Source organism: Streptomyces sp. NPDC007025, from assembly GCF_042869455.1.
Taxonomy (GTDB): Bacteria; Actinomycetota; Actinomycetes; order Streptomycetales; family Streptomycetaceae; genus Streptomyces.
Map to the genome: position 1 here is coordinate 111522 of NZ_JBIAFT010000018.1, position 14653 is coordinate 126174.

Annotated in this window: 13 protein-coding genes; 3 read left to right on the plus strand and 10 right to left on the minus strand. The window is 71.2% G+C overall.

Going from position 1 to position 14653, the window contains the following annotated elements; genetic code table 11:
- Nucleotides 1-60: 60 nt before the first annotated feature.
- Nucleotides 61-3171 carry an amino acid adenylation domain-containing protein gene (locus ACFYMO_RS29185; RefSeq protein WP_366771275.1) on the minus strand — a complete coding sequence of 1037 codons (3111 nt, stop codon included), beginning with the start codon at nt 3169-3171 and terminating at the stop codon, nt 61-63.
- 108 nt (nt 3172-3279) lie between these two features.
- Nucleotides 3280-4728 (minus strand): cytochrome P450, encoded by a 1449-nt coding sequence (locus tag ACFYMO_RS29190; protein WP_366771274.1) that lies wholly within the window; start codon nt 4726-4728, stop codon nt 3280-3282.
- A 567-nt stretch (nt 4729-5295) separates the two neighbouring features.
- Between ACFYMO_RS29190 and ACFYMO_RS29195 the strand changes: the two genes are divergently transcribed.
- From ACFYMO_RS29195 to ACFYMO_RS29205, 3 genes are all read left to right on the plus strand, one after another.
- On the plus strand, nt 5296-5760 hold the full coding sequence (locus tag ACFYMO_RS29195) for a hypothetical protein (RefSeq protein WP_366771273.1): 465 nt from the start codon (nt 5296-5298) through the stop codon (nt 5758-5760).
- Entirely contained in the window at nt 5757-6326 is a 570-nt protein-coding gene (locus ACFYMO_RS29200; protein ID WP_366771272.1) for a hypothetical protein, read from the plus strand. The genes ACFYMO_RS29195 and ACFYMO_RS29200 overlap by 4 nt, the downstream gene beginning before the upstream one ends.
- 265 nt (nt 6327-6591) lie before the next feature.
- Nucleotides 6592-7428 (plus strand): SDR family NAD(P)-dependent oxidoreductase, encoded by an 837-nt coding sequence (locus tag ACFYMO_RS29205; protein WP_366771271.1) that lies wholly within the window; start codon nt 6592-6594, stop codon nt 7426-7428.
- A gap of 21 nt (nt 7429-7449) precedes the next feature.
- Here the strand turns inward: ACFYMO_RS29205 and ACFYMO_RS29210 are convergent, their stop codons facing one another.
- The 8 genes from ACFYMO_RS29210 to ACFYMO_RS29245 all read right to left on the minus strand — a co-directional run bounded on the left by ACFYMO_RS29210 (nt 7450) and on the right by ACFYMO_RS29245 (nt 14651).
- Nucleotides 7450-7752: an integrase core domain-containing protein gene (locus ACFYMO_RS29210; RefSeq protein ID WP_366771270.1), complete on the minus strand. Its 303-nt coding sequence runs from the start codon at nt 7750-7752 to the stop codon at nt 7450-7452.
- Nucleotides 7733-8119, minus strand: a complete 387-nt coding sequence (locus ACFYMO_RS29215; RefSeq protein ID WP_366771269.1) for an IS3 family transposase — start codon at nt 8117-8119, stop codon at nt 7733-7735. The genes ACFYMO_RS29210 and ACFYMO_RS29215 overlap by 20 nt, the downstream gene beginning before the upstream one ends.
- On the minus strand, nt 8116-8424 hold the full coding sequence (locus ACFYMO_RS29220; protein WP_388550158.1) for a transposase: 309 nt from the start codon (nt 8422-8424) through the stop codon (nt 8116-8118). Before ACFYMO_RS29220 ends, ACFYMO_RS29215 begins: the two co-directional genes overlap by 4 nt.
- Nucleotides 8425-8601: 177 nt before the next feature.
- Nucleotides 8602-9309 (minus strand): TetR/AcrR family transcriptional regulator, encoded by a 708-nt coding sequence (locus ACFYMO_RS29225; RefSeq protein WP_388550161.1) that lies wholly within the window; start codon nt 9307-9309, stop codon nt 8602-8604.
- A 149-nt stretch (nt 9310-9458) separates the two neighbouring features.
- Nucleotides 9459-10418 (minus strand): NAD-dependent epimerase/dehydratase family protein, encoded by a 960-nt coding sequence (locus ACFYMO_RS29230; protein ID WP_388550164.1) that lies wholly within the window; start codon nt 10416-10418, stop codon nt 9459-9461.
- Nucleotides 10419-11139: 721 nt separating this feature from the next.
- Nucleotides 11140-12114, minus strand: a complete 975-nt coding sequence (locus ACFYMO_RS29235; RefSeq protein ID WP_366771266.1) for an acetylxylan esterase — start codon at nt 12112-12114, stop codon at nt 11140-11142.
- A 210-nt stretch (nt 12115-12324) separates the two neighbouring features.
- On the minus strand, nt 12325-13329 hold the full coding sequence (locus tag ACFYMO_RS29240; RefSeq protein ID WP_366771265.1) for a twin-arginine translocation signal domain-containing protein: 1005 nt from the start codon (nt 13327-13329) through the stop codon (nt 12325-12327).
- A 32-nt stretch (nt 13330-13361) separates the two neighbouring features.
- Nucleotides 13362-14651: a TRAP transporter large permease subunit gene (locus ACFYMO_RS29245; RefSeq protein WP_366771264.1), complete on the minus strand. Its 1290-nt coding sequence runs from the start codon at nt 14649-14651 to the stop codon at nt 13362-13364.
- Between the last annotated feature and the right edge of the window lie 2 nt (nt 14652-14653).

The following is a 14653-nucleotide window of genomic DNA, read 5'->3' on the forward strand; positions in this document are numbered from 1 at the left end:
TGCCCGCGAGGAGGCCCGCCCCTCCGGGCATCGGCGGACCGCCACCTCTCCGTGCCAGGACTACGGCCCCGAGGCGGAGGCCGGTTCCGCATCGTGCCCGCTCGCGGAAACCGTCACCGACCCGAGCAGTCCGTCCCCGCGGAGACGGGCCAGGTACAGGTCGAGCAGCGCCGCGTCCACAGGCGGGCAGGAACGGGCCCAGTCAGGCCAGATCTCGTCGGTACGGGTCCGGTGGATCTCAGGGAAGACGCTGTCGAAGTACATCTCCTTGACCGAGAAGTCCGCGCCCCGGGCGGGAGTCACGAACAGCGGCAGGAAGGGCGCGATCGGGGCCGCAGGATGCTCGCGGACATGTTCGCCCAGCATGTCGACCCATTCGTCGTAGGGCACCGTCCGCACCGTGTGGCCGGCAGTGCGCATCCGCTCGGCCATGTCCGCGAGCATGGCGGGCCGCGGGTTGGTCAGATGCACGGCGCCGCCCAGGTGCGGCAGCTGCATGGCTATGCGGGTGATCGCGCTCGCCACATGGTCGACAGGCACCAGATCCAGCGGGAGGGGCACTTCGGGGACGGCTCCCAGCCGGGCGACAGCATCGACGACGGCACAGATGGCGGTCGTGGTGTTCCAGGCTCCGGTGCGGCTGTCCCCCGTGATCTCGTACGGCCGGTGGATCGTCACCGGCAGCCCTTGGGCGGCTGCCTGCGTCAGCATCCGCTCCGCCACCCACTTCGACTCGGGGTATCCCATGCTCAGCAGTTCGGGATGGCTCAGCGGTGTGGACTCGTCCACGTCCGGTACGCCGCCGACACCGCTGCCGGCGAAGACCGCGGTAGTGGAGACGTAGTGCAGCGGCACCCGGCGGGCCGCGGTCAGGTCCACGAGGGCGCGCACAGCTCTCACATTCGTGTCCCGCAACTGTGCGTAGGGATAGAGGAAGTTGACGTGTGCGGCGTTGTGGAGCACGAGGTCGACGGTGTCCGCGAGATGCTCCGCCGTGCCCGCGGGCAGTCCCAGATCCGGCTGCGACAGGTCGGCGGGCACCGCGCGGAGGCGGTCCGCCGGTGGTTGCGGGAGCAGATATCTGCGGGCGGCGTCCTCGATACGGCGCAGCGCCTTGTCCTCGTCGGAGGCACGCACCAGACAGTGCACCGTCGCGTTCGTGGTGCGCACCAGCCGGTCCAGCAGGAAGGCCCCGAGAAATCCGGTGGCGCCGGTCAGCAGCACCTCACCTCCTCTTGTGCCGAGCGGAAGAGTCGGCCGTGCGCGCTGGGAGTCGGGGGAGCGCGGGGGGAGAACCAGTTGCGCTTCCTCCTCGAAGTGTGCGAGAGCCGCTGCCGCAGGCGCGGCGGGTGCCGCGTGCACTGCCGCGCGGTAGGCGGTCAGGGTGGGTGCCGTGAGCAACTGCCGTAGCAGTGGGTCGAACCGCGAAGCGGGCAGCGCGTGGGCCGTGAGCGTGCGGGTGACGGCCTGGGCGGCCAGGAGGGAGTTCCCGCCCGCGGCGAAGAAGTCCGTCGCTCCGGTGACCGGCGTGCCCAGGACATCGGCCCAGATGTCGGCCAGCGGATCCTGCGTGTCCGCGTTCGCCTGTGCGGGCGCCTCCGCGCCGTCGGCGGAGCGGGCGAGCGCGGTGTAGTCGATCTTGCCGTTGCGGGTCAGGGGGAGGCGGTCGAGCACGGTGATCGGGGCCGGAACGGCGTGTGCGGGCAGCCGGGTGCCTGCCTCCGCACGCAGGCTTTCCGGCTCGGGGGGCCGCTCTCCGCGCGCGGGGGTGACGAAGGCACTCAGCCCTTTTCCTATCGCGTCGTTGGTCCGTACGACGACTGCCGCCTCGGCCACCCCCGGAAGGGAGCGCAGCTGCGCCTCGACGGCGTCCAGTTCCACACGGAAGCCGCGGACCTTCACCTGCCGGTCGGTCCGCCCCAGGAACTCCAGCAGTCCGTCGCCCGCCCACCGGGCTCGATCGCCCGTGCGGTAGAGCTGACCCGGCAACTCCCCGGAGCCGCCGGAACGGAGGGCGACGAAGGCCGCAGCCGTCTCCTCGGGCCGGTTGAGGTAGCCGAGGGCCACCCCGGGGCCGCCTATGTGTATCTCGCCCTCGTCGCCGGGGTCCGCCGGCGTACCGTCCGGGCGCAGCAGCAGGACGGTGCTGCCCGCCACCGGACGCCCGATCGGTACCTGGGCGGCAGCGTCCGGCGGCCGCGGCACGTCGTGCGCAGTGGCCATGATGCCGCCTTCGGTCGGCCCGTAACCGTTGATCAGGTGACGTGGACGTCCGGCATCGCACACCGCACGGGTGAGCGCCGGATCCATGGCTTCCCCGCCCATCAGCAGCATCTCCAGCGGCGCGAAGGCGTCCGGCCGCGAGCGCGCGGTGTGGTGGAAGAGGCTGGTCGTCAGGAAGGCATGGGTGACGCCCTTCTGCCGAACGGTCCCGTACAGTGCCTCGGTGTCCAGGAGCGTCCGGCGGTCGGCGACCACCAGGCAGCCGCCGTTGATCAACGTCGTCCAGGTCTCGAAGAGCGAGCCGTCGAAAGAGAGTCCGAACGTCTGGAGCACCTTCGCCCCCGGCCCCGCCCCCGCTGCCCATGGCGCCGGACCCATGGCCAGCCGGGCCACGGCCCGGTGCGGGAAGAGCACCGGCTTGGGACGACCGGTCGTGCCGGAGGTGTACAGGACATAGGCGGCTTCCCCGCTCCTGCGCCCCGAGCCGGGCAGGGCGGGGAAGGGGCCCGCGGTTCCGCTGCGAACCAGTTCCCCGTAGCGGTACCACTCCACGAAACGCCCGCCGGCTTCCGGCGGGAGCGGCGCGTACCCCGGGAGGGTGACGGCCAGGCGGACGCCGGCGTCGCCGAGCATCTCGGAGGCACGAGCGGACGGATAGTCGGCATCGACCGGTACGCACACCGCTCCCGCGCCCAGGATGCCCGCTGCCGTGACCGTGGCCTGCCAGGAGCGCACGCCCAGCATGCCCACGGCATCGCCCGCAGCGACGCCGCACGCGGTGAGGGCAGCGGCCACCCGCCCCGCGAGCATTCCGAGTTCGCCGTAGGTCAGGCTCTCGGAGCCGTCCTCGACTGCGGTCAGATCCGGATTCCGGGCTATGCGGTCAGTCAGGGCCGTGGCCAGAGAAGGAAGGGGGAGGGGAGTGGCGGGCGTACTCGTGTCCAACATCGCGCTCCAGACGGAAGAGGGCAGGCGGAAGGGCCTACTTCGTGGCCTTGCAACCGCCGGGTAACACCGACCGGGCCCCACCGCGCCGACGTGCCACCGCCTGCGTCCTCAGCTCTGGTGCGCCCATGGCTTCCACCACGGAGCTCTCTTCCTGCCGGGCGCCGGGCTTCCGGCACCCGCTCCCGGTCCCTGCGCCGCGGGTGCTGCTGTCACCGCGCTCGGCAGCTTGGCCCGCAACGTCCCCGCGGCATCGGCATCCAGCACCGGAAGCTTGCGTGACACCGGGCTGAACTCGACCGGCAGCGCGGCCAGGTTCCGGTACATCAGTGCCGACGACCACCGAAGCTCCTCCTCGGGGACGGCCAGCCGCAGGTCGGGCAGCCGCCGCAGCAGGGCGTCGATCGCGCTCTCCGCGATGGCTCGCGCGATCTGCTGACCGGGGCACTCGTGCGGCCCCCGGCTGAAGGCCAGGTGCGAACGGTTGCCGATGACGGGCGTGTCCTCGTCCCGGACCGCGGAGTCCACGTTGCCGGCCGCCAGCCCGAGCAGCAGCAGGTCGCCCGCACGGATGCGCTGCTCTCCCAGAGCCGTGTCCCTCGCGGCCCACCGCCCCAGCAGGGTCATCATCGGCGGCTCGTCCCACATCACTTGCTCGAGCCCGTCCGGCAGTGTCATATGCCCCCCGGCCAGGTCGGCGCGGAAGCGCGAGTCGGTCAGCACCATGTGCAACGTGTTGGCGAGGAGGTTGACCGTGGTCTCGTTCGCGGCCGTGAGGATCAGCCGCAGATGCTCGCGGACCTCGTCCGTGGAGAGCCCGGCCGGATGGGCCAGCAGCATGGACGGCAGATCATGAGCGGGTGCGTCCTGCTTGCGGGCCACCAGGTCGTCGAGTGTGCGGGTGACGAAATCGTTGCTGGCTGCCGATGTCGCGGTACCCCGCAGAGCGTCCTGCACGGCCTCGATGAACGCGGGTCCGTACTCGCCGCCGTGCTCGTCCGACATGCCGTACAGCTGGGTCATCACGCGCAGCGGCAACTGTGCCGCGAACTGGCCCACCAGATCGGCCTGACCCGCTTCGGCGAACTCGTCCACCAACCGGTCGGTGTGCTGGGTGACATGGAGCCGGATACCGCGCGACTCGAAGGCGTCCAGGCTCTCGGTCACCGCCCCCCGCAACCGCCTGTGCTTCTCCCCGTCCACGAACACGCACAGCGGCTGCCAGGCGGTGATCGGAATGAGCGGGTGGTCGGACGGTACGCGCCCCTCCTCCATGTCCCGCCAGTACCGCGAATCGCGCGAGAACACCGAAGGGGTCTGCAACGCCTTGAGGTTCTCCCGGTACCCCAGCACCAGCCAGGCCGGAAGATCGCCGTGCAACAGCACCGGGGCCACCGCGCCGTGCTGCTCGCGCAGCTCCTCGTACACGGCCCTGGGATTGCGGATGGCATCTTCGGTGTACAGCCGCCGTCCGACGGGCTGGCCCCCGGCGTGGGCGGGGCAGCCGGGAGGCGGAGTCCCCGGCGCGTGGGGGGCGGGGTCGGAACTGGGGGCGGTCATATCGGCTCCGGGTTTGGAAAGGGGGTGCGCACGTCGTGCAAGGGGAGGATGGGGAAGTGGCGGCCGGGAGGCTGGACATCCGGCAGACGGGAGAGGGAACTTCCGCTTCCGGGCGACTCTCGGTGAGCCATCAGCACCTCTCATCCAGGAGAAGACGACACAGTCCACAGGCACGCAGTTCCGCCCTGCCGGGACGGACAGGAAGGCCGGGAGGGACGTACGTCGACCGTCACCGGCCGCGCCGCCTCAACTGGCCGAGCCGGTCGCAGAATACCTGTAGATGATCAATCTGTGCACGGTGCCTCCGAACGAGCGTGCGCATGCCGGGCGATGAGTTCCGGCCGGCGCTTCGAGAGGTGGTCTTCGCCACCGGGGCGCGGGCCGACCGGCCCTCGACGACGCCGGCACCGATGCCGTCCGCGACCTCGGTCGCCCGCGGACGCCGAGAAGAACCGGCGACGCGACGGCAGCCGGATACCGGGCTGCACCGCTGCCCGTGCACCGCCGACGAGGCAGGCTGCTCCGGAGCCAGGTTTTCGGCTCCGAGCCCGGGGAACCCCGCGGTCCATGATGGGCAGCATCGCGCGCGGCTGCGCCGCCGGTGCGGTCGGCACCACCGCACTCGACGCCGTGACCTGCGCGGACATGGCCCTGCGCGGCAGGTCAGCCGGCACGATCCCCGCCGCACTGGTGGACGAGATCGGCGCCACAATCGGGCGCCCGGTCGCCGGGGACGCCGGCCGGGACAACAGACTCTCCGGCCTGGGAGTCCTGTCCGGCATCCCGGCAGGCACCCCTACCGGGGCGCTGGGGTCGCCGGCCCGCGGAGTCGGCATCCGCCCGCCCGCCCGGGGCGGCGGCCTGCTCGCCGGAGCGCCGGCCATGGCCGCCGCCGACCCTCCCCCGGCCTGCCTGGGCATCAGCCACCCACGTACCTGGTCGGCCCGCGACTCGGCTGTCGAGGCCATACCGCACCTCATCCACGGCCTCACCACCTACGGAGTCCGCAACTCCCGGGAGCGGAGACGATGAGCCCGCCGCTCCCCGCGCTGATCCGGGCCGGTCTGATCGGTGCGGCCACGGGTCTGCGTTCCACTTCCGGCGCGACGGTACTGGTGTGCGCGGCGCCGGCGGTCCTCCCCTCGGGCTCCTGGGCGGCCCGGCTCGCTCGTCCAGGGGTACGGGCTGTCGCTCTGGCAGGTGCGGCGGCCGAATTCGTGGCCGACAAGTCGCCGCGCACTCCCGACCGGCTCTCTCCCGGCGGCCTGGCTCCCCGGGTCGCCCTCGGAGCGGTGACCGGGGGAGTCCTCGCGAACGGCCGCACCGCGAAGCGGCCGGCGGCGGCCGGGGCTGCGGCGGGGGCCGCCGCGGCTGTCGCGGCCGGATACGCCGGAGAACGCTGGCGAACCGTGCGCGACCGGCAGGCGGGCAGGGACTGCGTGGCGGCGGCGCTGGAGGACATCGCCTCACTCACCTTGGCCGCGGGGGCCTGCACTTGGGCGGCCACCGCACGGCGACGCGCGTACACGGCCGCAGAGGAGAACAACAGCGGCCTTTGGGAGGCGTCCCCCTCGAAGCGGGAATCCCGGCTGCCGTAGCGGACGAGACGCGGCGATGCCTCCGGGCCGGCCCACCGCCCTACCGCCCGCGCAGGGTCCCCTGTTCGAAGGCCTGCCGCCCGTCGATGCCTCCCCGCGTACGGCGACGCCTCCGGCAACACGTTCCAGCGCCCCCGTCCGCCGGTAGAGCTGTCGGTGATCCGTAGGCGAGGTGTCGGTGACCACTGGGAAAGTGAATGCCGCGTCGCCCGGCACACAGCCGCAGCAGCAGTCGCCCGCCCGGAATGCAGAGGAGCCCACCGCCATGTCGTCCGCAGCCGCCACCCCTTCTTGGAACGTCCATCGGCTCCCGCGCGCAGACGGCAGCGTCTTCCTGATCACCGGCGGCAACGCCGGGATCGGCTACTTCGTAGCGGAGCAGTTGTCGGCGACCGGAGCGACCGTCGTGCTGGGCAGCCGGAATCCGGCGAAGGCCGAGGCCGCCATGGCCTCGATACGTGCACGTGTCGCCGATGCGGACGTGCGGGCGGTGCCGCTCGACCTCGCGGACCTCTCGTCGCTGCGGTCAGCGGTGGAATCGCTGGGAGTGGAGCGGCTCGACGCGGTGGTCCACAACGCCGGCGTCGCGCTCGACGATCCGCCGCGCAGCACGACCGAAGACGGTCACGAGCTCATGTTCGGCACGAACCACCTGGGACACTTCGCGCTGACCTGCCGGCTGATGCCGCTGCTGTCGGCCGCGCCGTCGGCCCGTGTGGTGACAGTGGGCAGCTTCGCCGCGAAGTCCGAGCGGCTCGACCTCGACGACCTGCAGTCCCGGACGGACTACCGGCCCAAGCGCACCTACGGACGGTCGAAACTGGCGCAAATGTACTTCGGCCTCGAACTCGACCGCCGTCTGCGCGCCGTCGACAGCACGGTGCAGAGCGTGATCGTCCATCCCGGGGGAGCGCTGGACTCCCTCACCCCGTCCCGGCCGCCCGTGCACGTGCGGACTACGGGCGCCTGGCTGCGCGCGGCACCCGCGGCTCTCTTGCTCCAGGGCAAGCACGCCGGAGCGTGGCCCGCCGTCAGAGGAGCGCTCGACCCGGCCGTGCGCGGAGACCACATATGGGGGCCGGGTGAGCTTGTTCCGCTTTGACGGACACCGTCGGTGTGGTGGTCAGGCCGCTGTGGTGGCGGCTTCGTAGTCGGTGGGGGTTCGGTAGCCGAGGCTGCTGTGCAGGCGTTTGAGGTTGTACCAGCTCTCGACCCATTCGAAGATCGCGGCGCGTGCGGCGACTTTGCTGGGCCATGGGCTGTCGCAGGGAAGTTCCCTCTTGAGGGTGGCGAAGAACGACTCGGCCAGCGCGTTGTCCCAGCACTGGCCGGTGCGGCCGACGGACAGCCGGATGCCGAAGCTGTCGGCGAGTTCGGCGAATTCACGGCTGGTGTACTGGGCGAGTTCAACCAGTCGTTGCAACACCGGGCTGTTGCAACGAGCGTAGCTGCTCCTCGAACGCTTCGGCCGGTGTCCGCCAACCGAGGATCTTTCGGGGCCGGTTGTTGATCGCCATAGCGACGGCTTCGAGGTCCGTGGACGACCAGCGGGAGAGATCGGTGCCCTCGCGTTTCAGGGCGGCGTGGACGCGCGGGGCACCGTAGGTACCGCGGGATGCCTGATGGACCTCACTGATCCTCCCGCTCAGTTCCGCATCACGCAGCGCACGGGCGCCCGGGATGCCGATGCGGCGGGAGTAGAAGGCGGCACGGGAGACCTTCAGCAGCTCACAGACGCGTTTGGTGCTGTGGCCTGCCTGCTTCTCCGCCTCGATGAACGGGTCGATGTTCACCGGGTCTCCGTCGCGAGGAAAGCCGTGGCCCGCTTGAGGATCTCGACATCTTCGCGCAGACGCCGGTTCTCCCGGCGCAGTCGGGCGAGTTCCTCGTTCTCACTACTGGTCAGCCCGGGTAGCCGGCCGGCGTCGGTCTCGGCCTGGTGGAACCACAGCCGCACCGCGGTCTCCGTCAGGTCGAAGTCCTTGGCGATCTGGCCGATCGAGCGGTCACCGCGCTGACACAACTCAACGATCTCGGCCTTGAACTCCGGCGTGAACGAGCGGCGAGGACGCGGCTTCTTCTTCCCCATGCTCTCCATGATGGACATCCTTCCGGGGCGACGCCCCTGATCTCGAATGTCCGTCAAACCGAATCAAGCCCAGGACAGCAACGGCCCACAGTCGATGGAACGCGCTGCTGAAGGGTGCGTGACCAGCGCGTTCCGGTTCTGTGTGGGGAGAGAGTTCGGCGCAGCGTGCGGCGCGGGGGTGTGTGGTCAGGGGAGCTGGAAGGTGTCGGCGAGGACCGCCGTCTGGATGTCGAGCATGGTTGCGGGGTCGTGTCCCATGCCGCTGAACTGGCCGGTGATCTCCAGGCTGACCGTGCCGTGCATCTGGGGCCAGGTCATCACGGCTCCGGTCAGCGCGACGTCGGCGGCGGTGCCGGTGCCGGGCTGCCCCGTCCACTGCTCGACCCAGGCCGCCACCTCGGGTTTCTCGCGCAGCCATGTCCGAAGCTGCGCTACGAGCGGGTCCACGCGGACCAGTGGTCGGCCCCGGGCGAAGACGGAGAGGAAGGGCCCCAGGACGGAGCGTGCTTTCAGTACGGTTTCGGTCGGCGCGGTGAAGCCCGCCACCGGGGTGCCCTGGATGAGCAGGTACAGGTGCGGCTGCGCCACGGCCCATTCCCGGAAGGCGCCGGTCAGGGCGTGCAGGGCGGCCCGCCCGCCGTCTTCGGTGTCCACGGCGTGGACGGCTGCGGCCGCGCCCTCATAGGCGTCGAGCACCAGCTCCGCCAGCAGGTCGTCACGGCTGGCGAAGTAGCGGTAGAGCGCCGGGCCGGACAGCCCGATCTCCTTCGCGATCCGCAGGAGCGCCACGCCCTCGATGCCTCCAGCGGCGAGTTGTCTTACGGCCGCTTCCTTGATCTCCGTGCGGGTCTGCTCCCGGTACCGCGCCCGCGGGCTGTTCGCACGGACTGTCATGTCCCGCCTCCTGTCTCATGCCCCGCCTCCTGCTGCCGGCCGCGCAGGATCCGCGATGTATGCGTCACAATATCGCTGGTGCGACGGGGCAGTGCTCTCTCCCGGTCGCTGACGGGGGAGGGCTGCCGGAGGTGCCCGGGACTGGTCGGTCAGCTCTTCGACCGGGCGGCGAGGAAGCCCCGGTACCACGCCAGGGTTTCCCTCAGGGTGGTCTCGATCGGGGTGGGTTCGGCGTCGAACTCCTGCTGGAAAGCGGTGGAGTCCATGATCTGTGGCTCGGTGTGCTGGTAGAACATCTCGGCGTAGGAATTCATGAACGTTTCGTCGAACGGCCCGAAGGGGCGTGCCTCGTTCATCGTGACGGTCCGCAGCGGGCGGCCCATCAGGTCGCCCAGCGCGGTGAGGATCTCGCGCGTCGTGCGGGCGGGGGCGGTGGGCAGGTGCCAGACCCGGCCGTCTCCTGAGGGGTTCTCGCCGAGTGCGGCCAGGCCGCGGGCCACGTCGAGGACGTTGGTGTAGCTGTGCTCGAGGTCGATGTCGCCGAGCACCAGGACCTCGCCGTCCGTGAGTGCGGCCGGGAAGACGGTCCCGCCCAGTGTCGAATTCAGCACGCGGGGTCCGACGAAGTCCGCCGAGCGGCCCAGCACGGCCCTCGCTCGGCCTTCCTCGTGCGCGGCCAGGTACTTCTCGTCCAGGGCCGCCCGCATCCTGCCCTTGGCCGTGGCCGCCCGCCACGGGGTGTCCTCGGTCATGACCTCGCCGTGCGTCTCGCCGTAGGGGTACAGCGTGTCCAGGACCACCAGGCGCGCACCGGTGCGCGCCACCGCGCCCAGGACCGCCTCCTGGATGCCGGGCATGACGTCGACCTGGAGGTGGTAGGCGACGTTGACGCAGTGGTAGACCACGTCCGCGCCTTCGATCGCGGCGAGCGCTCCGTCCACCGTGCCGACATCCCCCTTGAGCCGCTCGACGCCTCCCAGCGGCTCACCGGAGCCGGCGCGGTCGACCAGCCGCACAGCGTGTCCCCGGCGCGCGAGTTCCAGCGCGACGGAGGTGCCCGCGGGACCGGCTCCCAGAACGGTGTGAAGCGAACCTGTTGCTGCGGTCATGACGCGGTCCTTTCGGCAGAGGGCCATGAAGCCCTTCGGTGTTATCAGCAGACACTTAAGTTATAACATGTAACTTATCCGAATGGCCATCGCGAATATGGTGCAGCGGCTGACGCTGTAGCCCGTGGAGGTCTCGGCGACGTGATGCGACCGGTTCCACGACCTGGACCCGCACACGATCGGCCGACATGGCTACGACGGGCACGCCCCCGCCGCATCGGGAACCGCGGACCTGTACCTGCGCACGCTCCCAGCCATGGCTGCGCCATCGGCGCGGCAAATGGCCACCAGCGGCCCGCGCTCGACGTCGGAGGGCTCTAACCACCGGCTACGCCTACGTTGACGGGGAGCCTGGCAGGACGAGTTGCCGCCGAGCGGCCCGCGGCAGACGGGGCGGTGCAGGATCACCAGGTGTATGGGCTCCGGGGATGGGCCAGTCCCGTCTGCGGCAGCCGCCGGCGGGCGGCCGGTAGCGGTGAAGGTGGTACGCCCCCGGCTCGCTCAGGAACCCGGCCGCCGCCGGTTCGCCCGCGAAGTGGCCGCCGCCCGCAGAGGTACCGATGTTCTTCGGGGGTGTGGTGGGAGATGGTCGGGACGCTGACGTGCCCGCTCGTCCCGGGGCCTCCCGCGGCGTCTCTCGCGGGCCCCGGGCCGGCAGCCGTCCGCCGGCGAGGGTGCAGGCCGGCGGCCTCGTCCGCTCGGGGCCCGCCCCGCCCCCATCTCACCGGCCCAGCCGCTGCCCCACCCACGCCAGCCGCAGCGCCTCGTGGTGCGGTCCGCCGCCCTCGTGCCCGTTGAACTCGTAGACCTCGATCCGCTTGTCCTGCTCCGCGTAGGCGTTGTACGCGGCGAAGACGGTGGAGGGCGGGCAGGTGTGGTCCTCCAGGCCGACCGAGAAGAGGGCGGGGGCGCGGCCGCGGGCGGCGAAGTGGACGCCGTCCACGTGGGCCAGGGTGTGGCGAACCCGTTCGGCGCTGCCGCGGTGGGTGGCCAGGTAGGCGCCGACCTCGCGGTAGGGGGCGCGCTCCCCGAGGGTGACCGCCCGGGGGAAGTCGCAGAGGAACGGCACGTCGGGAGCGACCGCCGCCAGATCCGGTACGAGCCCGGCGACCGCGAGGGCGAGGCCGCCGCCCTGGCTCTCCCCGACCACCGCGGTCCGCGCGGCATCGGCGAGCGGGTGGGAGCGGGCCGACTCCACCGCGCGCACGGCGTCGGTGATGACGCGGCGGTAGTAGAAGGTGTTGGGGTCCTCCACGCCGCGGGTGAGGAACCCTGGGTAGGCGGGGGCGCTGCCCACCGGGTCCGGGGTGTCTCCGCCGCCGCCCCAGGCGCTGCCCTGGCCCCGGGTGTCCATGACGAAGTGGGCGAACCCGGCGGAGGCCCACATCAGATGGCTGTGCGGCAGGCCGCGCCCACCGCCGTACCCGAGGAACTCGACGACCAGCGGCAGGGGTTCGGTGCTCCCGGCGGGCAGGACGAACCAGCCCCGGACGGGGTGGCCGCCGAAGCCCGCGTAGACCACGTCGTACACCTCGACAGTCTGCAGCGCGGTGGTGACCGGGGCGAAGCGGACTGAGAGCGGGAGCGCGCGGGTCTCCTGCAGGGTCGACTCCCAGAAGGCATCGAAACCCTCAGGCTCCACCGACGTACTGCGGTGGGTGCGGAGCTGTTCGAGGGGCAGATCGAACCGGGCCATCAGGCACCGCCTTTGCTCGGGGAGCGGGCTAGGGGGCACGCGGGAGGGGCCAAAGTCCGCCCGTCGGGCCGGGTGAGAGACGACGTGAACTGCGGCCCGGCCGAAGTCGCTGAGAGCGCCGACGAAGGGGACCGCGACCGGGGGCGTCCCGCGCTGCCGGCCGCCGCCGGAGCACGGGCGTCCGGCAGCACGGGGCGCAGGCCCCGGGGGTCAGCCCCTGGCAACCGCGATCGCTCCGGAGAGCCGTTCGCCGGCCTCGTACACCATGTACGGCACGCCGCTCATCGTGCCGAACGAGGGGGCGGCGGCGCGGCCGTTCTCCGGGGCGCTCGAGCGGGAGTCGTAGAAGACGCCCAGGTGCTTGCGGAGCGAGAAGTCCGCGCCCACTTCGGTGACCATGAGGTCGCCGCCGCTCTCCTTGTCCTTGTTGTAGACGACGTAGGCGGAGCCGTTCCGGGTGACCAGGTGCGGGCCGCCGACGTTGACCGCGCCGACGTCGGAGTGGCGGACCAGCGGTGTCTGGTCGAAGGTCCAGGTGCGTCCGTCGGCCGACCAGCCCCAGCAGATGTCCCGGTGGTTGGTGGTGTTGTTCAGCATGAACAGCATGACGTAGTGGGCGTTGTGCGCGGGGAGGTCGTGCCGGAAGACGCGGGCGTAGGAGGTCTCGGTCGTGCCGGACGGCATCATCGACGTCGACAGGACGACCTTGTCGTAGGTGAAGTGGATGCCGTCCTCGGACCGGGCGAGCCGTGTGGTGGTGTTCTCGCCGTGGAAGTAGAGCCAGAACTCCTTCAGGTCGTCGCGCCACAGCACGTGCGGCGAGGAGACGTGGCTGACCGAGTAGTGCGGGTCCCACGTGTTCGACACGATGGGGTTCGCCGGGTACTCGGTGAAGGGCCCTTCGAGGGAGTCGCCGTAGGCGAGGCAGATGCCGCCGGGGGCGTCGTGGGGCGCGTAGTAGAGGTAGTAGCGGCCGAGCGGGGACGCCAGTCTGTCGTAGACGCCGCGCATCGTCGGGAAGATGATCTCGCCCGTCGGGTTGTACTTCAGCTGCGACGGCGTCAGCAGCGTGCGGACGTAGCTGTAGTCCGGGAAGCCGCCGGGAGCGGCCGACGCGGACGGCGCCGAGAGCCCGCCGACGGCGAGCGCCGCACCCGTGACGGCGGTGGTGCGCAGGAACGTACGACGGTCGAGGCCGGACTGCGGCTCATGCATGACAGGCTCCTGAGGTCGGTGACTGCGGGGGATCAGAGGTAGGTCGCTGCCGTGACGCACAGGCCGCCCAGCGCCACCGCCCACACGTAGGGCAGCGTCCTGACCATCACCTGCTGCGGCGAGACGCCCGCGTACTGCGCGCTCCACACGGTCTGGGTGCTGGTCGGATCGGCGACGCCGAAGACCTGGTTGTAGGACGTCGCCATGCCGAGGACGGCGGCGGCGGGATAGATGCCGGTGGCGATGAGGACACCGGCGATGCCCGCGCCGAGACCGAAGACGTTCAGCGGGCCCCGGTACAGGCACAGCGGCACGAGCAGGGTGAAGACGAGGACGAACAGGACGGCGTTCTGCGGACTGACGGCTTTGACGAGCGGTTCGAGCGCGTCGACCGCGCCGGGCAGCTTCACCGCGGCGAGCAGGATGCCGATCGCGACGAACAGGGTGATGGGCGGGGCGGCCACCTCGAAGCCGCCGTACAGGGTGCGCAGCAGCCGACGGTTCATCTCGCGCGGCCGGGTCGTCGTGACCAGCGCGTACAGCACGCCCGCCAGCAGTGACGGGATGATCGCCAGATCGAGGCCGAGCGCGAGCACCAGCGGGACCACCGGGGTGAGCAGCGCGTACCAGGGGGCGTCGCCCAGCGCCTGGCGGCGTCCGGAGCGCGATGCCGGCCTGTTCGTCGCGGACTTGAGAGCCCAGGCGTGTTCCACTCCGCGGCGCCGGGACTCGATGAGGACGTAGGCGATCGCGGCGGCCAGCGCGAGAGGGAACAGCTTCAGCATGAACCCGCGCACCGTCTCGATCGGCAGGTCGAGGGCCGTGGAGAAGAACTGCCAGACCGGCAGCTCGAAGGGCATGCCCGCGGCGATGCCCATCAGGATGGTGCCGGCCGCGGTCACCTTGGGGATGCCGACGGCGATCATCGCGGGGATGCCGATGAGTCCGGCGAGCATCGCCGCGGGCGCCGATCCGGTCACCGTGCCGACGAGGGCGGACACGGCGAGGACGCCGAGGGCGACGAACACCGGGCGGTCGCCGCCGAACTCGACGATCTTGCGCACCAGCGTGCCCGCGATCCCGGTCTCCTCCAGGAGTTTGCCCAGCCAGGAGCCGAGGAGAATCGCGATCATCGTGGCGGCGAGTGCCGGGGCCCCTTCCTGGAGCACCGTGTCCAGCACACTGTTCTTGCCGGTCGGCGGTGCGCCGGCCAACAGGGCGATGACCACGGCGAGCAGGACCAGGGCGAAGGCCGTGGGGAGCTTGCGGCTGAGCATGGCGGCGACTCCGGCCGCCATGACGAGCAGGATGACGACACCCATGG